This window comes from Maritimimonas rapanae (assembly GCF_057837205.1).
This window is the reverse complement of record NZ_JBYQFI010000002.1, coordinates 582,304-603,481: the sequence shown is the minus strand read 5'-3', so window position 1 is coordinate 603,481 and position 21,178 is coordinate 582,304. Positions and strand designations below refer to the sequence as shown.

The window sequence follows — 21,178 nt, the reverse complement described above, 5'->3', positions numbered from 1 at the left end:
GAACATTAGTTTTAAATATACTAATGGTTGATTTTGAGTCAAAAGTAATATAGAAATCTGAAGTAAATCTAAAGAAATCAGACTACTGTATAAAATATGTTTCTCTTTAGAAAATCTTTAGATTTTTAAATAATCTTGCGCTAAAATTAATACGATATGAAAAAAATAATTTTAAGCATGGTTGTTTTAGCAATGCTTTCTTGTGGTACTTCTAAACTAGTACAACAATCTAAAAAAACTATTAAAGGTGAATGGATTTTAAATACTATATCCTACAGTGAAACTGGCACCTATAACGTTAAGTTATTAAAAGATGCTTCAAAAGAATGTTTTGAAGGTAGTAACTGGCAATTTATCCCAAACAATAATTCGGGCACATATGCTATTACAAATGATGGATGTACAACTGGTACTAGAAATTTCATCTTTACAATAGAAGATGTGGATGGTGCTACTGGTTATCAAGGGTTTTTATTAAAACCAGTTAATGAAAAGAAAAAGTCAGAAACTAACGAAGGTTTTAGACTACAGTTAACCCAACTTTCTGAGTCTACAATGCAATGGCAACAAACCGTTTCAGTAGATGGCAAGCCATTTAAAATAAATATGAATTTTTCTAAAAAATAATACTATGAAAACAATAAGCAAAAAACTATTTTCAACAACTTTAGCATTAGCTATTGTATTTAGCTTGATTAATTGTAAAGCCATTCAAAATGCTAATAATGCACAAAAAGGTGGTGTTATTGGAGCTGCTGGTGGTGCCGTTATCGGAGCTATTATTGGTAACAATGTTGGTAAAGGTGGTAATGGTGAATTAGGAGCTGTAATTGGTGGTGTTGTAGGTGGAGCTGCTGGTGTATTGATCGGTCGTAAAATGGACAAGCAAGCACAAAAAATTGAAAATGAAGTGCCTGGTGCAGAAGTAGAGCGTATAGACGAAGCCATTGTGGTAACATTTGATGAGAATAAAGGCGGTGGTATTTATTTTGACACGAATAAATACACTGTTAATAATGCCTCTCAACAAACGCTTAATAAATTGGCAGGTGTTTTTAAAGAATATAATGACACTAAGTTACTAGTTGTTGGTCATACAGATAGTACGGGTGATGGGAGTTATAATATGACACTTTCTAAAAATAGAGCTAATGCAGTATCTAATTACTTTAGAAATAATAGTGGTATTAGCGGTTCTAGATTAAATGTAAACTGGTTTGGTGAAGACAAACCAATGGCAGATAATAGCACAGCTTCTGGTAGAGCAAAAAATAGAAGAGTGAATATTGTTATTCTAGCTAGTGATAAAATGATTAACGATGCTAAAAAAGAAGCAGGTAATTAATCTAAAAAATAAAAAGGGGATTAAAAAAGAGCGACCAATTGGTCGCTCTTTTTTTAGTTCTTTTTCAAAATAACTATTTCCCACCTAGCATCAATAGCTCATTACAAACTACTTCAGTTATATATTTTTTGTCTCCATTCTTATCTTCATAACTTCGAGAAGTTAATTTGCCTTCAATAGCAACTTCATTTCCTTTTACCACATATTTCTCGATAATTTCTGCAGTTTTGTTCCAAGCCACTACATTATGCCACTGTGTGTCTGTTACTTTTTCTCCTTTAGCATTTTTGTAACTATCGTTTGTAGCAATAGAGAATTTTGCTAATTTTTTACCAGAATCCAATGTTAAAATTTCTGGGTTGTTTCCTAAGTTACCAATCAACTGTACTTTGTTTCTAAGTGTGTTCATAATTTAAATTTTATTGTTTAACAGTTAAGCCTATTGAATATCGTTTGTTCAATTCAACGATGCAAAAATGTTATAGATTTAAAATATTATTCGGTTGTTAAACGTTTGCTTTCGATTGTAAATGAATGTAATCAATTGTTGTCAATTTAGAATTTTTATTATCTTTATATTTCTATAAACAGTAATCTGTGATGAAGAACATTTCCATTTGTTTTTTATTAATCTTCATTTTTTCTTGTACTAGTGGGGATGATACTAATACACCAATCTTGGACAATCCTGTCGAGCCTCAAGGAATACATAATGTCGATGAAGAGTTTAAACCTTATTTAAATAACTTTTTAAATGAAATGGAAGTAAGGGGTTTAAACCTAAAAAGCAGAAATATTACAGTTGTTTTTGTAGACAGAATTACTGGTCAAAACGATCAAAGATTCTGTGGGTATGGTTGGAATAATTTTAATGGAAGTGGGGTTGATAGAGTTGAAATTATTGATTCAGAAAATTGCTGGGGTCGCTGGAGTGATATACAAAAAGAAAATTTACTTTATCATGAGTTTGGTCATGCGCTTTTAGGTAAACAGCATTTTAGTGATTATTATCCTAATGGATCTCCTAAATCTATAATGTGCAGTAGTGATTTTTGTAATAATTACAGAACATATAATAAATATCAGCTAGATCAGAGAAATTATTACTTAGATCAATTACTTGATTCTAGAATACAAATGCCTGAATGGGCTAGTGAAAAAATATTTTCAGAAAATCTATATAATGAAAATTTCGAAAATCCACTGAAAAACTGGGAAACTAGAGTAGTAAATGACCCTAACAACTCTGGTAGATATACCTTCTTTATTGATAATGATAATGCACTTTCTAGCCCATCATCTATAGGTATTTCTTCAAAAGCTGATGCTACATCTTATGCTTATGCTTATTGGTATAAAGATTTTAGTGTTTCAGAATTTGATCTTTGTGCTAACATAACAGTAAGAGCTGATGTGATTACTAAAAATTTGACCGAAGGTGATTTCTTTCTAATAGTAGATCTTTATGATAAGAGTGATGAATTTTTTGCGCTTTACTATAATTTAATTAACAATAACTCTGGAACAATGTTATATGAGGATTTTGAAACATCTGCTATTTGCTTACCCCTGGAGACTAGTAAAATTAGGGTGCGATTATATCTAAATACCAAAATTGAATCTTCTGTTTTTATAGATAATATTGAAATAGAATTATACCAATGAAATGAATAAAAAATGTTTAGAGTGTGGCGAAAAAGTCGTTGGTAGAATAGATAAAAAATTCTGCTCAGATTATTGCCGAAATACCTTTAATAATAAGGTCAATAAAGAAAGTAAAAACTTAATTAGAAACATAAACAATCGCTTACGCAAAAATTACAAAGTGCTTTCTGAATTAAATAAAACTGGCAAAACAAAAGTGAGTAGAAATAAATTATATGATAAAGGTTTTGACTTTCGTTTTTTTACTTCAATTTACACAACCAAAACTGGTAACACTTATTATTATGTATACGATCAAGGTTATTTAGCCTTAGAAAATGAATATTATTTATTAATTAAAAGAGATTAATCTTAAAATAAAAACATGCTATTCTTTAGAACAATCATATCATTTTTAAAAGAAAAAGAATACCGCGACCTCTTAATTACTACTTCAATAGTAATAGCTATAGGTTCTGTAGCTTATCATTATCTAGAGGGTTGGAATTGGTTAGATGCTATTTATTTTTCAATAATAACATTAACCACAATTGGTTATGGTGATTTTTCACCTCAAACAAACGGGGGCAAGATATTTACTATCTTCTATATAATTATTGGTATTGGTATTATTTTAAGTTTTATAAATACCATCTACAATCATTATAATTCGGTACGATCTAACAATGAATTATTATCTGGTAAAAAGAAATGATATGTTTACTAGGTTATGTTAGTTATATAAAAACAGGGCTATTTCCAGTTCTGTCCTTTTTGTTCTAATGCAGCAATTAGAATATCTTTTTGACTTATTTGCCCTACCAACTTACCATTTTCTACTATCGGGAAACGTCTACGTTTAGAATCAATAAATTGTTTTGCGGCATCAAAAACATTTAAATTGCCATCTATGGTTTCTACATTTTTTACCATATGCTTATCAACCGTATCATTTTCCATAGGCATGTTATAATATCTGCTGTCTGAAATCTGTTTAATACAATCGCCCTCAGAAATAATACCTAAGAGTTCATTTTTTTCATTTACCACCGGTCCGCCAGAAATTTTATTTTTTATTAAAGTTTGCATCACATCAGATACAGATTGATCTGGTCTAAATGTAATTAGTTTTTTTGTCATGTAATCAGAAACTAAAGCTGGTTTTAATTCCGCTTTTTTTGGCTGACTTCTTCTTCCTTGAAAACTTTTAATACCCATAACAATAAAAATTTATAATTTTAAATATAGACAATATTTCTTAAAGTTAAGATTGCTAAGCGCTTAACAAGTTTAGATTTCCTCTTTTTTTAGCTACTTTTAACCAACTCTAAATCTATACAATGAAAAAATATGCGCTGGCTATTTCTTTTCTAATCTTAGTTGCCTCTATCTATTTTAGTTTTTATTCGTTAATGCCTCAAAAAATTTCTGATGCATCTGCTCCGTTAACAGAATTTTCTACTGAAAGAGCCATGATTCAGTTAAAAAAACTTTCTAAAAAGCCACACTATGTTGGTTCAGAAAATCATAAAAAAGTTCAAAATTATATCGTTTCTGAGCTTGAAAAACTAGGGCTACAAACCGAAATTCAAGAACAACTTATTATAGAGAAAAAGTGGCGAGAAGGTACTAATGTGCAAAATATACTAGCTAGAATTAAAGGTAAGGGATCTGGTAAAGCATTGCTACTCTTATCGCATTATGATTCAGATCCTCATTCTGCTATTGGAGCAAGTGATGCTGGCAGTGGAATTGTAACAATTTTAGAAGGTTTAAGAGCTTACATTGCTTCAGAAAAACAACCAAAAAATGATATTATCATTCTTATTTCGGATGGTGAAGAATTAGGATTACTCGGTGCTCATGCTTTTGTAAAGAATCATCTTTGGGCAAAAGATGTTGGATTGGTTTTAAATTTTGAGGCACGTGGTAGTGGCGGCCCCAGTTATATGCTCATGGAAACGAATGGTGGTAACAAAGATTTAATTCAGCAATTTCAAAAAGCAAAATCTAAATATCCTGTTGCAACATCATTAATGTATAGCATTTACAAAATGCTCCCTAATGATACTGATCTAACTGTTTTTAGAGAAAAAGGTAATATAGACGGATTTAATTTTGCATTTATAGATGATCATTTCGATTACCATACAGCCCAAGATAGAGTTGAGCGACTCGATAAAAATACATTACAACATCAAGGTACTTATTTAATGCCTTTATTGCATTATTTTGCTGGTGCAGATCTGTCAAACCTTAAATCAGATGTAGACTATGTCTATTTTAATTTCCCATTTATCGGAATGGTATATTATCCTTTTGCATGGATTATACCCATGCTAATTGTTTCTATACTTCTCTTCTTAGGATTATTATTTTTCGGATTGTCTCAAGGAAAATTAAAAAGAACTGAAATTTTTAAAGGATTCATTCCACTACTATTATCTTTAATCATTTCAGGATTATTGGCCAAGTATGGCTGGGAGTTCTTAAAAACAATTCACCCTCAATACAATGATATTCAACACGGATTTACGTATAACGGACATTTATATATTGCCGCATTTTCTGCATTAGCCTTAGCTATTTGCTTTATTACTTATAAAAAATATTTCAAAAAATATAATTCCTCTAACTTATTAATTGCTCCTATCATACTATGGGTTACCATTAATATAGCAGTTGCGTTATATCTTAAAGGGGCAGCTTATTTTATAACAGCAGGATTGTTTGGAGTTATCTGTTTGGCAGTACTTTTATTTTCTAAATCTTCGGAACAAAGCAAATTATTATGGGTAACAATCTTATCAATACCTATTATCCTAATTTTTGTGCCAATGATTCAAATGTTTCCAGTCGGATTAGGTTTAAAGATCTTAGTGGTTAGCACTACGTTTATTGTATTATTATTCGGATTGTTAATTCCTATATTTTCTAATTACCAAAAGATAAAGTTAGGGCGTTTGTTTTTACTGCTTTCAGTAATTTTATTTATTACTGCATCTTTTCAATCATCTTATACAGTAGATAGAAAAAAACCAAATAGTATTAACTATGTTTTAGATGTCGATAAAAATGAAGCCTATTGGGCGAGCTATAACAATTCTGTAGATGAGTATACTAAACAATTTTTAGGAGACAATCCTGTAAAAGGAGGTTATGATTCTAACACTACAAGTAGTAAATACAGTATAGGTATAAAACTTCATAAAAAAGCTGATGTTAAACCAATTTTAGAACCAAAAATAAGTATAGATAAAGATACCATTTCTGGTGAATTAAGATCGATCGATTTTTCTATTAAACCTCAACGTAAAGTAAATCGTATTGAAATATTAGCCGAAAATGATTTTATTGTTAAGTCATTAACTATCAATAATTTTAATCTTGAAAACAAAAAAGATAAAGACTTTGTTTATAACACTAAAAATTATAAAAAAATTCTTTCTTGCTATTTTACTCCTAAAGATTCTATTTTAAAAATTCAATTTTCAACACCAAAGGAGCAAACCCCAAAATTAATTATCTATGAAGTCGCTTATGACCTCTTAAATAATTCGAATTTCAATGTGAAACCTCGTTCAGAAATTATGATGCCAATGCCATTTGTAATTAATGATGCCACCATTATAAAAAAACAAATTGAGTTCGGTAAAAAATAAGTCATAACTAGTATCTTTGGTCTTCTTAAAAATTTAGGAATGATAACAGTAGATAATTTTAATTTTAAAGATAAGAAAGCATTGATTCGTGTAGATTTTAATGTGCCATTAAATGATGAATTTCAAGTTACTGATGACACTCGAATTCAGGCTGCTAAATCAACTATTATTAAAATTTTGGAGGATGGCGGTAGCTGTATTCTAATGTCTCATTTGGGGCGCCCAAAAGGTGTAGAAAATAAATTCTCATTAAAACATGTAGCAAACAAGGTAAGTGAAGTTATTGGTGTTCAAATTAAATTTTCTAATGATTGCGTAGGTGAGGCTGCCGAAAAAGCTGCTAGTGAATTACAGTGTGGTGAAGTGCTTTTGCTAGAAAATTTACGTTTTCACGGAGAGGAAAAAGCCGGTGATGTTGATTTTGCAGAACAGCTATCTAAGCTTGGTGATATTTATGTAAACGACGCTTTTGGTACAGCACATAGAGCACATGCTTCAACGGCAGTTATTGCTCAATTCTTTAACGATAAAAAATGCTTCGGCTATCTCTTGGCAAAAGAAATAGAAAGTATTAAAAAAGTACTGAACGATAGTGAAAAACCTGTAACTGCTGTTATTGGTGGTGCTAAAGTTTCTTCTAAAATAGATGTTATCGAAAATATTTTAGACAAAGTAGATAATATTATCATTGGTGGTGGTATGGCTTTTACTTTTATAAAAGTAAAAGGAGGTAAAGTAGGTAATTCCTTGGTTGAAGATGATAAATTAGAACTTGCTCAAGATATTCTGAATTTAGCGAAACAAAAGAATACGAGAATCCATTTGCCAATTGATGTTGTTGCTGCAGATGCCTTTAATGAGGATGCAAACACTCAAATTTTTCCTGCAAATGAGATCCCTAATGGTTGGATGGGCTTAGATGTTGGTCCGAAAACGAACGTTGGTTTTTCATTTGTTATTGCTGATTCTAAAACCATTTTATGGAATGGACCTCTTGGGGTTTTTGAAATGAAAAAATTCGCAAAAGGAACAATTGAATTAGGTAATGCCATTGCAGATGCTACTTCCGAAGGAACATTTTCATTAGTAGGTGGAGGTGATTCAGTAGCCGCCGTAAAGCAATTTGGTTTTGAAAACAAAGTAAGTTATGTATCTACCGGAGGTGGTGCTATGTTAGAAATGTTAGAAGGAAAAACCTTGCCAGGAATTGAAGCTATTTTAAATTAAGAAATGAAATACACCGCACTACCACATACAAATATAAAAGTCAGTAAAATATGCCTTGGCACCATGACTTGGGGTCAGCAAAATACCGAAGCAGAAGGTCATGAACAAATGGATTATGCTTTTGAGAAAGGTGTTAATTTTTTTGATACAGCTGAATTGTATTCCATTCCTGCTAAAGCAGAAACTTACGGATCGACAGAAAAAATTATTGGTAGTTGGTTTAAAAAGAGTGGTAATCGTGATAAAGTAATTTTAGCTAGCAAAATTGCTGGTCCAGGACCATATACTGCACATATTAGAAATACTGGTTTTTCAAAAGAAGCAATTGCAGAGGCTATTGAAGGTAGTTTAAAACGTTTACAAACAGATTATATTGACCTGTATCAATTACATTGGCCCGAAAGGCCTGTAAATTGTTTTGGTGTTAGAGATTATCCATATCATCAAGAGACACAATGGCAAGATAATTTTGCAGAAATATTAGAGTCGCTAGAAGAACACATGAAGGCTGGTAAGATTAGACATGTCGGTCTTTCTAACGAATCAGCTTGGGGAGTTATGCGGTATCTTGAAGAATCTAAACAAAAAGGATTACCAAGAATGATTACTTTACAAAACTCATATTCATTATTGCATAGAAGTTTTGAAACCAATCTTTCTGAAATCTGTTTGCGCGAAAATATTGGTCTTATTCCCTACTCACCATTGGCATTTGGGGTTCTATCTGGCAAATATTTAAACGGCAACATGCCAAGTGACGCACGTGTAACTTTATTTCCAAATTACAATCGTTATAGTAGTAAAGAATCAGAAAAAGCCGTTTTGGCTTACAAAGAGATTGCAGAAAAAAATGGGTTAACGCTAGCTCAATTATCATTGGCTTTTGTAAATCAATTACCATTCGTAACAAGCAATATTATCGGTGCCACTAAAATGAGTCAGTTAAAAGAAAATATTGATAGTATCAACGTAAAATTATCTCAAAAAATAATTGATGAAATAAATGCAGTGCATGCTGTAATGCCTAATCCGGCTGCTTAATACCCTAATTTTTTACGAACTCTTTCTAAAACTTCTTGAGCTACAGTTCTTGCTTTTTCAGCTCCAATTGCTAAAGCATCATCAACTTCATTTAAATTATTCATGTAATGATGATATAACTCACGTTCTTTAGCAAACTTGGTGATTAGTAATTCAAAAAAGGCTTGCTTAGCATGACCGTATCCATAATTTCCACCAAGGTAATTCGCACGCATTTCAGCAATTTGCTCCTCATTTGCTGCTAATTTATACAAAGCGAATAAATTACAAATATCTGGGTTTTTAGGTTCCTCTAAAGGTGTACTATCTGTTTGAATTTTCATGATCTGCTTACGCAGCTTCTTATCATCTAAAAACAAGTTAATCACATTATCACGTGACTTACTCATCTTTTCACCGTCCGTACCTGGAACTAACATGGTTTCTTCTTGCACTTTAGTAGCTGGTGGCACAAGTATATCTCCTACCTGATGGTTAATTCTACTTGCTACGTCTCGTGTCATTTCTAAATGCTGTGCCTGATCTTTACCAACAGGTACAATATCAGCATCATATAATAAAATATCAGCCGCCATCAACATTGGATACGTAAACAGCCCCGCATTTACATCTTCTAGACGATCCGCTTTATCTTTAAAACTATGCGCTAGGGTTAATCGCTGATATGGATAAAAACAACTTAAATACCATGACAGTTCAGTCACTTCTGGTATATCACTTTGACGATAGAATACAGTTTTATTAATGTCTAACCCAAATGCCAACCATGTCGCTGCGGTACTATATGTATTCTGTTTAACAATTTTACCATCCTTAATTTGAGTAAGCGTATGCATATCTGCAATAAAAAGAAATGACTCATTTTTAGGGTCATTTGCCATTTCTATTGCCGGTATGATTGCACCTAATAAATTTCCTAGGTGTGGAGTTCCTGTACTTTGTACACCTGTAAGTATTCTTGCCATAATAAAGTTTTTGTCATTCCGAGTAAAAACGAAGGAATCTTTTAAAGAGATTGCCACAGCTTCTTCAAAGCTTCGCAATGACAAGTTTGATCGCAAAAATACATATTTAAAGGCATAAAAAAAGCGACCGTTGGTCGCTTTATAAATTTATTAAACTAACATCACTTCTTGAAAAACCCAGCTACAAATAAAACGAGGCCAGCGCCAATCACACTGCGTAACAAATCACCAACAACACCATCTACGAGCGACACACCTAAATTATTTAAGAGCCAGTTACCAACCGCACCTCCAATAATACCTAATATAATGTTCATTAAAAGGCCAAATCCCCCGCCTTTCATTAATTTTCCAGCGAGCCATCCAGCTACACCACCAATGATAATAGAATATAAAATTCCTTCCATAATTGAATTGATTTAATTGATTAATAAAGTTAAAGTTAATCATTTTTTTTATTTCGTGCTTTTTTACTCAAATTCACTCATTAGAAAAAATACTATTTTTGGCTTTCATGGAATTTTTCAAAAACATTTTCCGCATTTTCTGGCGTGCTTGGTTTTACGGTTGGGTATTTTTTACCATACTCTTTGCCCTACCGCTATTGATCTTTGTGATTTATGACGAGCGGTATTATAAAACTTTTTTTAAAATTGCTATAGCATGGGGTAAAACCATCGTTTTTATTATGGGTTTTAAACCTATGGTTGAATATGAGCAAGAAATAATGCCTAATAAGAGTTATATGTTTATAGCAAACCATGCATCTTTAATTGATGTGATGCTAATGCTCTCTGTAATGAAAAACCCTGCTGTTTTTGTAGGGAAAAAAGAAGTTGAAAAAATTCCTGTCTTTGGTTATGTAGCGAAGAAGACGAGTATTTTAGTAGATCGTGGTAGTGCAGACAGCCGTAAAGAAGTCTATATAAGTGCTCAAAAAAGATTAAAACAAGGTTTAAGTATTTGTATTTTTCCGGAAGGGCTGGTTCCTAAAGAAAGCGTAACTCTTGCCCCTTTTAAAAATGGAGCTTTTAGAATGGCTATTGAGCATCAAATCCCTATTGTACCCATGACATTTTATGATGTAAAAAAGCGTTTTTCATGGACTTTTTTTAGCGGTTGGCCCGGAAAATTGCGTGTTAAGGTTCATAAATTTATAGAGGCTAATAACTTAACAGTAGAGGATATGGACAATCTAAAACAACAAGCTTTCGATTTGATTTACAATGAATTGATTGAAGACAAAAAAATACATGGACGATAAATATCTAACATATTATAGTAAAACAGAAGAAAGGTTAAATATACTCACACATGGTTTAGGGTTAATTCTAAGTATTATCGCATTCGTTTTATTGGTAATTCATGCAAACAACTATGGAACCATAAGACATATTGTAAGTTTTGCCATTTTCGGCGCGAGCCTTATTTTATTATACTCAGCTTCTACTTTTTATCACTATTTTCAAAATCCTGAATTGCGAAAAAAACTTAATATTCTTGATCATGCTTCAATCTATGTGCTAATTGCAGGGACGTATACTCCTTTTACACTTATAACTTTAAAAGGATGGCTGGGCTGGACTATTTTTAGTATCACCTGGGGAATCGCTTTAATTGGAGTTATCCTTAAACTATTTTATACAGGACGCTTCGATAAAATCTCAACAGTAGCATATGTAGCTATGGGTTGGATTATCATTTTCGCCATTAAACCCTTAATAGAAAATCTACCTTTAAACGGATTGTATTGGTTGCTAGCAGGAGGAATTTTTTACACGCTGGGGGCTATTTTATATAGTATCGAAAAAATAAAATACAATCATGCTATTTTCCATGTGTTTGTGCTGTTAGGTAGTTTTTCACATTTTATAGCGGTATACTATTATATTCTAATAAACTAAGCTGTTTCTTTTTGGTGTAGTAATCTAGTTAGTTTTATTGATAAATCTAGCAATATGATCTTAGCATTTCCATTTCGTTCTATATGGTAAATTGCATCATTCAACTCATTACTAATTTCTAAAACATTATTGCTATGTACAAAAGGTGCAAATTTTTCTAAGCTAAAATTTGAAGTTTTTGGCTCTAAAAAAACTAATTCATCAGCTTTATAATTCTTCAACATAGCTTGTCTAAAAAATTGTAAGCAATATTGCAAAAAGTTCTTCTGCACCTCTCTACCATACGCAGCTATAGTATCGCTCCAACTGATTAATTCTTGAACTACAGCGGCATTTCCTTTAGCTTTAAAGGCGGTTCTTACCCACATAATAAACCACTGCTCAAATTGCTCATCAGTATTTTCGTTATGTAATAATTTTAAAGCTTTATTCCAATTGCCATCTGATTGATGTGCAATTTTAAATGCTTCTTTTTCGGTTACATGCTCTAATTCTAAAAGTGCACTTTTTATTTCTTTTTCACTTAATGGAAATAATTTTACAATCTGACTCCGTGATAGAATGGTGTTTATTATCTGATCTTCATTTTCTGTAATTAATAATAAGATCGTTTTTTCTGGAGGCTCTTCAATTAGTTTTAATAATTTGTTTGAGGCAGCTATATTCATCTTTTCAGCCATCCAAATCAACATTACTTTAAAATTTCCTTCGTAAGCTTTGAATGATAATTTTTTAACTATACTTTCGGCTTCATCTACTCCAATTTGTCCTTGCTTGTTTTCTATACCTAATTGTTGATACCAATCAAATAAATCTCCATACGAATTATTAGTAATAAAATGTCGCCATTCATCCAAAAAAAGATCACTTACAGGATGCTTTTTTACATTAGAGTTAGCAGCAACAGGAAATACAAAATGCATATCTGGGTGCATCAGTTTATTAAACTTTAAATTACATGCTTCGTTACCAGTAATATTTTCGCCGTCTGAATTTTGACATAGAATATATTGCGCATAAGCAATCGCTAGTGGTAATGCGCCACTACCCTTGGGCGCAACAAACAATTGCGCATGAGGAATCCGCTGATTTTCAACCGACTTTACTAATTGTTTTTTGGCTTTTTGTTGCCCAATAATATCTTTAAAAAGCATTAAACAAATATAAACCAATAAGGCATCTATTCTGCTGTAAAACTTAAAAAATAGTTAGGTTTTTCTTTTATCAATATTGATTATATTTACAAATTATAAACGATTTACGAATTTAAAATCGATCTTCAGGTTCGATTTCAAAATATAACATATATGAGCTGTAATAGTTGCTCTACAGATGCTAACGGCATTCCTAAAGGCTGTAAAAGTAATGGAAGTTGTGGTACAGGAAGCTGTGATAAGTTAACTGTTTTTGATTGGCTATCTAATATGACCTTACCAAATGGTCAATCAAAATTCGACATTATGGAGATCCGTTTTAAAAACGGAAGAAAGCATTTTTTTAAGAATTCTAAAAATTTACCAATTAATATTGGCGATGTGGTAGCTGTAGAAACTTCACCAGGCCATGATATTGGAACTGTTTCTCTTACTGGAGAATTAGTTAAAATTCAAATGCGTAAAAAGAATGTCGAAATAGATAGTGAAGATATTAAACAAATCTATAGAAAAGCATCACAAAAAGATATTGATATTTGGCAAGAAGCTAGAGATAAAGAATTAGAAGTACAACGAAAATCTAGACTTATTATTAGTCGACTTGGATTGCAAATGAAGCTATCTGATGTAGAATTTCAAGGCGATGGTAACAAGGCTACATTTTATTATACTGCAGATGATCGCGTAGATTTTAGACAGTTAATCAAAGAGCTGGCATCAACTTTTAGAATTAGAGTTGAAATGAAACAAGTTGGTTTACGTCAAGAAGCCGCTCGTTTAGGAGGCGTGGGCTCATGCGGTAGGGAGTTATGTTGCTCTACCTGGTTGACAGATTTTAGATCAGTTACAACATCTTCTGCTAGATATCAACAATTGTCTTTAAATCCTCAAAAACTAGCTGGGCAATGTGGTAAGTTGAAGTGTTGCTTGAACTATGAATTAGATTCTTATATGGATGCTTTAAAAGAGTTTCCGAATACAGATACATGGTTGCAAACAGAAAAAGGAGTTGGTGTTTTTCAGAAAATGGATATTTTTAAAGGATTGATCTGGTATGCATATAAAGAAAATCCTATGAATTGGCATCAGCTTAAAGTAGAGCAGGCTAATAAGATTATTGAAATAAATTCTACAAAAAAGAAAGTAGCAAGTTTAGAAGAATATGCTGCCGAATATGAAACCACTAAAACTGATGATGTTATTTTTGGTGATGTTGTAGGTCAAGATAGCCTTACTCGTTTCGATAAAAAAGGAAAGCAAAAAAGGAGAAATAGAAATAACAATAGAAGAAAAAAATCTCGCAAGAATGCGTAAATTTTTAATGATAATTTTAGGGTCAGTAATTGTCCTTTCATGTAGTAATTCTAAGGTGTTTGATGAGTACAAACCAGTTGCAAATGCGCAATGGCATAAAGATTCAATCATTAATTTTAAGTTTTCCCCAGCAGACACACTTTCAAGAAATAATATTTATGTTAATCTAAGAAATAATAATGATTATCAATACAGTAATCTATTTCTAATTGTCGGTATTGATTTTCCTAACAATACAAGTATTGTAGATACGTTGGAATATGAAATGGCAGATGCAGAAGGTAAATTTTTGGGTACAGGATTCACAGATTTAAAAGAAAATAAATTAGAGTACAAAACCAATGTTGTTTTTCCTAAATCAGGTGAGTATAACATCAACCTACAACAAGCTATGCGAAAAAGTGGCGATGTCGATGGAATTACAAACCTTAACGGGATTACAGATGTCGGATTAAGTATAGAAAAAGTGCAAACAAATGACTAAAAAAGTAACTCAACAAGAAACCACATTTAAAAAATATACACGTTGGATTTGGCGTCTTTTCTTTATTGGGATAGCATCTTTAATATTACTGTTTTTATTGGCTGGATTTGGAGTTTTTGGTCCTCTACCAGATTTTGCTGAATTAGAAAATCCTAAAAGTAATTTAGCTACTGAAGTTATTTCTATAGATGGAAAAACCATCGGAACTTATGCATTAGAAAATAGAACTCCAATTGGATATAAAGATCTACCTCAAAATTTAGTAGACGCATTACTCGCCACAGAAGATGTTCGATTTAAAAAGCATTCTGGCATAGATTTTAAAGGAACGGCAAGAGCGGCAATAAAATTAGGTAAAGACGGTGGAGCTAGTACTATTACACAGCAATTAGCAAAAATGCTATTTACAGAAAGAGCTTCGCAAAATATAGTAATGCGAATCCTTCAAAAAATGAAGGAATGGGTAATTGCCATTCGCCTTGAGCGCCAATACACCAAAGAAGAGATCATTGCTATGTATTTTAACAAGTACGATTTCTTAAACCAAGCGGTAGGTATTCGCTCAGCATCAAGAATCTATTTTAGCAAAGAACCTATTGATTTAAAACAAGAAGAATCTGCCATGTTGGTAGGGATGCTTAAAAACTCATCTCTTTATAATCCTCTACGAAGAGAAGAAATGGTTAAAAATAGACGTGATGTTGTGCTAGCTCAAATGGGTAAATATGACTTTATAACCCAAAAAGAAAAAGATTCATTACAAAATCTACCCCTTACTTTAGATTATTCACCTGAAGATACCAGCTTTGGTGTGGCTACTTATTTTAGAGAATATTTACGTGGTTTTATGAAAGATTGGGTAAAAGAAAACCCGAAACCAGACGGAACAGAGTATAATATTTTTAGAGATGGCCTCAAAATATATGTAACCATCGATTCTCGGATGCAAAAATATGCCGAAGAAGCGATGGAGGAACACATGTCTAACTTACAAAGAGTATTCTTTAAAAGTCAGAAAAGAAATAGAAATGCTCCTTTTTACGATTTAACAAAAAAGCAAATTAGTAGTAATATAGAATCAGCTATGAAGCGTTCCAACCGATGGAAGCGAATGAAGAAACAGGGAAAGTCTGAAAAAGAAATTCGTGCTTCCTTTGATGAAAAAACAGACATGAGAATCTTCTCTTGGAAAGGTGAAATTGATACTTTAATGACACCTAGAGATTCTATACGTTACTATAAACATATTATGCGAGCGGGTGTATTATCTACAGATCCTCAAACGGGCCATGTAAAAGCTTGGGTAGGTGGTATTAATCATAAGCATTTTCAATATGATCAGGTTAAACAAGGTTCACGTCAAGTAGGCTCTACATTTAAGCCGTTTGTTTATGCTACAGCTATTAATCAATTGCAATTGTCTCCATGTTATGAATTGAATAATACTCCATACACCATCCCAAAAGGGAAATATGGTTTACCTAAAGATTGGACTCCAAAAAATTCTAGCTTAAAATATGGTGGTACCAAAACATTAAAGAATGCACTAGCAAATTCTACCAATGTAATTACTGCTACATTAATAGATATGGTGACACCTACAAATGTGGTAAGGTTGGCTGAAAACTTAGGGGTGAAGAATGAAATTCTTCCTGTGCCATCTATAGCATTGGGGAGTGTTGATCTAACATTATACGAAATGGTTGGAGCGTATAATGCTTTTGCAAATAAAGGTATGTATGTAGAGCCTATGATGATCTTACGTGTTGAAGACAAGAATGGAACTGTATTAGAAGATTTTACACCTAAAACCAAAGAAGTTTTAAGTGAAGAGTCTGCCTATACTGTTATCAACCTATTAGAAGGTGTAACTCAATATGGATCTGGTGTACGCTTGCGTAGCTCAGCAGGGAAATATCCAGATAGTATAGCTTCTGGTTACCCATATAAATTTACAAATCCTATTGCAGGTAAAACAGGAACTACACAAAATCAATCGGATGGCTGGTTTATGGGTATCGTACCTAATTTGACAACAGGGGTTTGGGTAGGTGCAGAAGATCGCGCTGTACACTTTCCTGATCTAGCAAGAGGTCAAGGAGCCTCAATGGCACTACCTATCTGGGCATTGTACATGAAAAAATGTTATGCAAATAAAGACTTAAAGATTAGTGATAAAGCTTTTGAAAAACCTGAAAATCTAAGTATAGAATTAGATTGCGAAAAATATAAAAATCCAGAAAATCAAGATGGAGATGAAACTCCTGTTGAAGAAGATCCTGAATTTTAATCAAAGAATATGATAAATAAAGTTGTTAATAGTGTTGAAGAAGCTTTGCAAGGTGTAGAAAGCAACATGACTTTTATGCTGGGCGGATTTGGCTTATGTGGTATTCCAGAAAATAGTATTGCTCAATTAGTAAAATTAGGAATTACAGGATTAACATGTATCTCTAATAATGCTGGCGTTGATGATTTTGGATTAGGTCAACTACTTCAAAAGCGTCAGATAAAAAAAATGATTTCATCTTATGTGGGTGAAAATGACGAATTCGAACGTCAAATGCTAAGTGGAGAATTAGAAGTAGATCTTATCCCGCAAGGAACTTTAGCTGAACGTTGCCGCGCAACTGGTGCTGGTATTCCTGCATTTTATACACCAGCGGGTTATGGTACCGAAGTGGCTGAAGGCAAAGAAACACGTGAATTTAATGGTAAAATGTATGTTTTAGAACATGCTTTTAACCCAGATTTTGCGTTTGTAAAAGCCTGGAAAGGTGATACAGCTGGTAATTTAATTTTTAAAGGAACCGCTAGAAATTTTAATCCTATGATGGCTATGGCTGGTAAAATTACTGTTGCCGAAGTAGAAGAATTAGTGCCTGCTGGTGAATTAGACCCAAATCAAATTCATACTCCCGGAATATTTGTGCAGCGTATTTTTCAAGGCGAGCGCTATGAAAAACGTATTGAAAACAGAACTATAACACCTAAAAATTAGTCTAATGAGTCTTGACAAAATTGGAATCTCAAAACGCATCGCACAAGAGCTTAGAGATGGTTGGTATGTTAATTTAGGTATTGGTATTCCCACTTTGGTGGCAAATTATATCCCTAAAGGGATTGATATAGAGTTTCAAAGTGAGAATGGATTATTGGGTATGGGACCATTCCCTTATGAAGAAGATGTCGATGCAGATTTAATCAATGCGGGAAAGCAAACGGTAACTGTGCTAGATGGCGGATCTATTTTTAACTCAGCAACAAGCTTTGCCATGATTCGTGGTCAACATGTGCAGTTAACCGTTTTAGGGGCAATGGAAGTAGCTCAAAATGGCGATATTGCCAATTGGAAAATACCAGGAAGAATGGTTAAAGGTATGGGGGGTGCTATGGATTTAGTCGCTTCCGCGGAAAACATTATTGTAGCCATGATGCACACAAATAAACGAGGAGAATCTAAACTCCTAAAAGAATGCTCGCTTCCTTTAACTGGCGTTGGATGTGTTACTAGAATTGTAACAAATCTTGCCGTTTTAGAAATTAAGGATAATGCTTTTCATCTACTAGAAAGAGCTCCTGGTGTTTCAGTTGAAGAAATTCAAAATGCTACTGAAGGGACTTTGGTTGTTAATAGTGAAATTCCTGAAATGCAATTCTAAATGAATATTATCTCTTACAACGTAAATGGCATTCGTGCAGCTTTAAGAAAAGGGTTTATTGACTGGTTGCAAGCTGCCAATCCAGATGTAGTTTGCATTCAAGAAACAAAAGCACACAAAGAACAACTAGATTTAGAAATATTTGAACAGGCTGGTTATCCGTATCATTATTGGTTTTCTGCACAAAAAAAAGGGTATAGTAGTGTAGCTGTTTTATCAAAAATAGAACCCAATCATATTGAATATGGTACTGGGATAGAAACCATGGATTTTGAAGGTAGAAATTTACGTTTAGATTTTGATAATGTTTCTATTATGAGCTTATATTTACCTTCTGGAACAAGTGATGCTCGGCTAAATTTCAAGCTCAATTATATGGCTGAATTTCAAGAATATGTAAATCAGTTAAAAAAAGAGATTCCAAACCTTCTTATCTGTGGCGATTATAATATTTGTCATGAAGAAATTGATATTCATAATCCAAAAATGAAAGGTGTTTCAGGATTTTTACCAATTGAGCGAGAATGGATTGGCAAGTTTATTGATAATGGTTTTATAGACACTTTTAGACATTTTAATAAAGAACCTCATCACTATAGTTGGTGGAGTTATCGCGCCAATGCTAGAAATAATAATAAAGGTTGGCGTATCGATTATTGTATGGCTTCTGAACCATTAAAAGGTCGATTAAAGCGTGCTTATATTCTACCCGAAGCAAAGCATTCTGATCATTGTCCTATTGGTGTTGAAATAGATTAAACTAAAAAATCATGAAAAAAGTAGTTTTTATTCTAATCCTAACCAGCTTATTAACCTCTTGTGTCTCTAAGAAAGTATATACCGAATTAGAAGATAAATACAACCGTTTACGTGATAATAATTCTGAGCTTTTTGGTGAGAATCAAGACCTTATAGACAAGAAAAAAGAATTAGAAGCAAGTAAATTAAAATTACAATCAGAAGTAGATAAATTATCTTCTGATAAAAGTAAACTTAATGATGAGGTTGTTCGATTAGAAGATCGTAAAAGTAAACTTGAAAAGGAATACAATGAGCTTTCTGAAATGAGTGCTGAGCAATTATCTGATAAAGAGAAACAAAACAGAGAATTGTTATTACAATTACAAGAAAAAGAAGCGCAATTAGCTAAAGAAAGTGGGCGTCTAGAAAAATTACAAGGTGATTTAGACGCTCGTTCTAAACGTGTGGATGAGTTAGAAGGGTTAATCGCTGCTAAAGAAGCTAAGATGCTACGTTTAAAAGATGCTGTTTCTGCTGCTTTAAGCGGGTTTGAAGGAAAAGGTCTTACTGTTGAACGTAGAAACGGTAAAGTATATGTTTCTATGGAAAATAAGTTGTTATTTAGTTCAGGTAGTTGGGCGGTAGGAAGTCAAGGACGTTCAGCCGTTGTGAATTTGGCTGGCGTACTACGACAAAATTCTGATATTGATGTGTTAATAGAGGGGCATACAGATAATGTGCCTTACGGAGGGAAAGGCGCTATAGAAGACAACTGGGATCTATCAACTAAGCGTGCAACAGCAGTAGCCCGTATTTTAATGAACAATAATGTTTCACCGAAGCAAATTACTGCTGCTGGTCGAAGTAAATTCTTACCTGTAGCAAGTAATAATACAGTTTCTGGTAAAGCAAAAAATAGACGTATAGAAATTATTCTAGCACCAAATTTAGATGCTATTAATAATTTATTGAATGAATAAAATTTAAGAAGTTTTATTGGCTAGCTGTCCGCAAGCAGCATCAATATCTTTACCTCTGCTTCTACGTACATTTACCACTATTCTATTAGCTTCTAAAGCTCTAATATACATATCAGTGGCTTTTGGAGTAGCTTGTTGAAATTCTCCATCGTCAATAGCATTATACTCTATTAGATTCACTTTGCTTGGTACTTTTTTACAATAATCTACTAAAGCATTTGCATCTTTTTGAGTATCATTAATTCCTTTCCAAACTACATATTCAAATGTTATTATCTTTTTAGTTTTGTTATACCAATATTGTAATGATTCTAATAACTCAGCTAGGTTACTTTTCTCATTAATAGGCATCATTTTAGAACGGACCTCATCAATCGCAGAATGTAATGAAACAGCTAGATTGAATTTCACTTCATCATCAGCCATTTTTTTAATCATCTTAGGAATTCCAACTGTTGAAAGCGTGATTCGTTTAGGCGACATAGCTAAACCTTCATCAGAAGTAATCTTATCAATAGAACTTATTACGTTTTTATAGTTTAACAATGGTTCACCCATACCCATAAAAACAATATTTGACAATTTATGATTATGATAAAATCTACTTTGTTGGTCTATGGCAACAACTTGATCATAAATTTCATCTGGGTTCAAATTTCGCATTCGCTTTAAACGCGCTGTAGCACAAAAATTACAATCTAAACTACATCCTACTTGGCTTGATACACAAGCAGTTGTTCTCGTTTCTGTAGGGATTAAAACTGACTCAACAATTAATCCATCATGAAGCTTAATGGCGTTTTTTATTGTCCCATCATTTGACCGTTGCATTTGATCAACCTCTATATGATTAATTACGAAATGTTTATCGAGCATTGCTCTTGTTTCTTTCGAAACATTCGTCATATCATCAAAAGAATGTGATGCTTTACTCCATAGCCATTCGTATACTTGATTTCCGCGAAAGGCTTGATCGCCATTTTTTATAAAAAAATCACGAAGTTCTTCTTTTGTTAGAGCGCGTATGTCTTTCTTTTTTGTCATTGTTGCAAAAA

23 protein-coding genes are annotated in these 21,178 nt (G+C 32.7%); 17 read left to right on the top strand and 6 right to left on the bottom strand.

Annotated features, from left to right (window positions below; genetic code table 11):
- Positions 1 to 156 precede the first annotated feature (156 nt).
- Both AC3IF2_RS12805 and AC3IF2_RS12800 read left to right on the top strand, forming a co-directional pair.
- Entirely contained in the window at positions 157 to 627 is a 471-nt protein-coding gene (locus tag AC3IF2_RS12805; protein ID WP_489167880.1) for a lipocalin family protein, read from the top strand.
- A gap of 4 nt (positions 628 to 631) precedes the next feature.
- A complete protein-coding gene (locus tag AC3IF2_RS12800; protein ID WP_489167878.1) occupies positions 632 to 1,345 on the top strand; it encodes a YiaD family glycine zipper/OmpA-like lipoprotein in 714 nt (237 codons plus the stop codon).
- A gap of 73 nt (positions 1,346 to 1,418) precedes the next feature.
- On the opposite strand, the gene AC3IF2_RS12795 is transcribed toward AC3IF2_RS12800, so the two are convergent.
- On the bottom strand, positions 1,419 to 1,754 hold the full coding sequence (locus tag AC3IF2_RS12795) for a single-stranded DNA-binding protein (protein ID WP_489167877.1): 336 nt from the start codon (positions 1,752 to 1,754) through the stop codon (positions 1,419 to 1,421).
- Between the two features lie 191 nt (positions 1,755 to 1,945).
- Here AC3IF2_RS12795 and AC3IF2_RS12790 point away from each other — a divergent pair, with 191 nt between their 5' ends.
- The 3 genes from AC3IF2_RS12790 to AC3IF2_RS12780 are packed head-to-tail and all read left to right on the top strand — an operon-like array spanning position 1,946 to position 3,704.
- Positions 1,946 to 3,010, top strand: a complete 1,065-nt coding sequence (locus AC3IF2_RS12790) for a hypothetical protein (RefSeq protein ID WP_489167876.1) — start codon at positions 1,946 to 1,948, stop codon at positions 3,008 to 3,010.
- A gap of 1 nt (position 3,011) precedes the next feature.
- On the top strand, positions 3,012 to 3,359 hold the full coding sequence (locus AC3IF2_RS12785; RefSeq protein WP_489167874.1) for a hypothetical protein: 348 nt from the start codon (positions 3,012 to 3,014) through the stop codon (positions 3,357 to 3,359).
- A 15-nt stretch (positions 3,360 to 3,374) separates the two neighbouring features.
- On the top strand, positions 3,375 to 3,704 hold the full coding sequence (locus tag AC3IF2_RS12780; protein ID WP_489167872.1) for a potassium channel family protein: 330 nt from the start codon (positions 3,375 to 3,377) through the stop codon (positions 3,702 to 3,704).
- A gap of 38 nt (positions 3,705 to 3,742) precedes the next feature.
- Here the strand turns inward: AC3IF2_RS12780 and AC3IF2_RS12775 are convergent, their stop codons facing one another.
- Entirely contained in the window at positions 3,743 to 4,207 is a 465-nt protein-coding gene (locus AC3IF2_RS12775) for a CBS domain-containing protein (RefSeq protein WP_489167870.1), read from the bottom strand.
- 122 nt (positions 4,208 to 4,329) lie between these two features.
- Between AC3IF2_RS12775 and AC3IF2_RS12770 the strand changes: the two genes are divergently transcribed.
- The 3 genes from AC3IF2_RS12770 to AC3IF2_RS12760 are packed head-to-tail and all read left to right on the top strand — an operon-like array spanning position 4,330 to position 8,919.
- Complete coding sequence (locus AC3IF2_RS12770) at positions 4,330 to 6,651, top strand: M28 family peptidase (protein ID WP_489167868.1); 2,322 nt, start codon at positions 4,330 to 4,332, stop codon at positions 6,649 to 6,651.
- 39 nt (positions 6,652 to 6,690) lie between these two features.
- Positions 6,691 to 7,878, top strand: coding sequence for a phosphoglycerate kinase (locus AC3IF2_RS12765; RefSeq protein WP_489167866.1), 1,188 nt, complete (start codon positions 6,691 to 6,693; stop codon positions 7,876 to 7,878).
- 3 nt (positions 7,879 to 7,881) lie between these two features.
- On the top strand, positions 7,882 to 8,919 hold the full coding sequence (locus tag AC3IF2_RS12760) for an NADP(H)-dependent aldo-keto reductase (RefSeq protein ID WP_489167864.1): 1,038 nt from the start codon (positions 7,882 to 7,884) through the stop codon (positions 8,917 to 8,919).
- Here AC3IF2_RS12760 and trpS read toward each other — a convergent pair.
- On the bottom strand, positions 8,916 to 9,884 hold the full coding sequence (gene trpS / locus AC3IF2_RS12755) for a tryptophan--tRNA ligase (protein WP_489167862.1): 969 nt from the start codon (positions 9,882 to 9,884) through the stop codon (positions 8,916 to 8,918). The two genes, AC3IF2_RS12760 and trpS, sit on opposite strands and share 4 nt — an antisense overlap.
- A gap of 161 nt (positions 9,885 to 10,045) precedes the next feature.
- Positions 10,046 to 10,291 carry a GlsB/YeaQ/YmgE family stress response membrane protein gene (locus AC3IF2_RS12750; RefSeq protein WP_489167860.1) on the bottom strand — a complete coding sequence of 82 codons (246 nt, stop codon included), beginning with the start codon at positions 10,289 to 10,291 and terminating at the stop codon, positions 10,046 to 10,048.
- Between the two features lie 107 nt (positions 10,292 to 10,398).
- Here AC3IF2_RS12750 and AC3IF2_RS12745 point away from each other — a divergent pair, with 107 nt between their 5' ends.
- A complete protein-coding gene (locus tag AC3IF2_RS12745; protein WP_489167859.1) occupies positions 10,399 to 11,148 on the top strand; it encodes a lysophospholipid acyltransferase family protein in 750 nt (249 codons plus the stop codon).
- Positions 11,138 to 11,788, top strand: coding sequence for a PAQR family membrane homeostasis protein TrhA (trhA, locus tag AC3IF2_RS12740; protein WP_489167857.1), 651 nt, complete (start codon positions 11,138 to 11,140; stop codon positions 11,786 to 11,788). Before AC3IF2_RS12745 ends, trhA begins: the two co-directional genes overlap by 11 nt.
- Here trhA and AC3IF2_RS12735 read toward each other — a convergent pair.
- Complete coding sequence (locus AC3IF2_RS12735; RefSeq protein WP_489167855.1) at positions 11,785 to 12,942, bottom strand: DNA polymerase III subunit; 1,158 nt, start codon at positions 12,940 to 12,942, stop codon at positions 11,785 to 11,787. The two genes, trhA and AC3IF2_RS12735, sit on opposite strands and share 4 nt — an antisense overlap.
- A gap of 153 nt (positions 12,943 to 13,095) precedes the next feature.
- On the opposite strand from AC3IF2_RS12735, the gene AC3IF2_RS12730 reads away from it, so the two are divergent.
- From AC3IF2_RS12730 to AC3IF2_RS12700, 7 genes are read left to right on the top strand one after another with little or no spacing between them, the layout of a single operon-like run.
- A complete protein-coding gene (locus AC3IF2_RS12730) occupies positions 13,096 to 14,256 on the top strand; it encodes a PSP1 domain-containing protein (RefSeq protein ID WP_489167853.1) in 1,161 nt (386 codons plus the stop codon).
- Positions 14,249 to 14,740, top strand: a complete 492-nt coding sequence (locus AC3IF2_RS12725) for a gliding motility lipoprotein GldH (RefSeq protein WP_489167851.1) — start codon at positions 14,249 to 14,251, stop codon at positions 14,738 to 14,740. The genes AC3IF2_RS12730 and AC3IF2_RS12725 overlap by 8 nt, the downstream gene beginning before the upstream one ends.
- On the top strand, positions 14,733 to 17,030 hold the full coding sequence (locus AC3IF2_RS12720; protein WP_489167849.1) for a transglycosylase domain-containing protein: 2,298 nt from the start codon (positions 14,733 to 14,735) through the stop codon (positions 17,028 to 17,030). The genes AC3IF2_RS12725 and AC3IF2_RS12720 overlap by 8 nt, the downstream gene beginning before the upstream one ends.
- Before the next feature lie 9 nt (positions 17,031 to 17,039).
- Positions 17,040 to 17,741: a CoA transferase subunit A gene (locus AC3IF2_RS12715; protein ID WP_489167847.1), complete on the top strand. Its 702-nt coding sequence runs from the start codon at positions 17,040 to 17,042 to the stop codon at positions 17,739 to 17,741.
- A gap of 4 nt (positions 17,742 to 17,745) precedes the next feature.
- On the top strand, positions 17,746 to 18,402 hold the full coding sequence (locus tag AC3IF2_RS12710) for a 3-oxoacid CoA-transferase subunit B (protein ID WP_489167846.1): 657 nt from the start codon (positions 17,746 to 17,748) through the stop codon (positions 18,400 to 18,402).
- Entirely contained in the window at positions 18,403 to 19,161 is a 759-nt protein-coding gene (locus AC3IF2_RS12705) for an exodeoxyribonuclease III (RefSeq protein ID WP_489167844.1), read from the top strand.
- Positions 19,162 to 19,172: 11 nt separating this feature from the next.
- Positions 19,173 to 20,123, top strand: a complete 951-nt coding sequence (locus AC3IF2_RS12700; protein ID WP_489167842.1) for an OmpA family protein — start codon at positions 19,173 to 19,175, stop codon at positions 20,121 to 20,123.
- Between the two features lie 3 nt (positions 20,124 to 20,126).
- Here AC3IF2_RS12700 and rlmN read toward each other — a convergent pair whose 3' ends face one another.
- Positions 20,127 to 21,167 carry a dual-specificity RNA methyltransferase RlmN gene (gene rlmN, locus AC3IF2_RS12695; RefSeq protein WP_489167840.1) on the bottom strand — a complete coding sequence of 347 codons (1,041 nt, stop codon included), beginning with the start codon at positions 21,165 to 21,167 and terminating at the stop codon, positions 20,127 to 20,129.
- Positions 21,168 to 21,178: the final 11 nt, after the last annotated feature.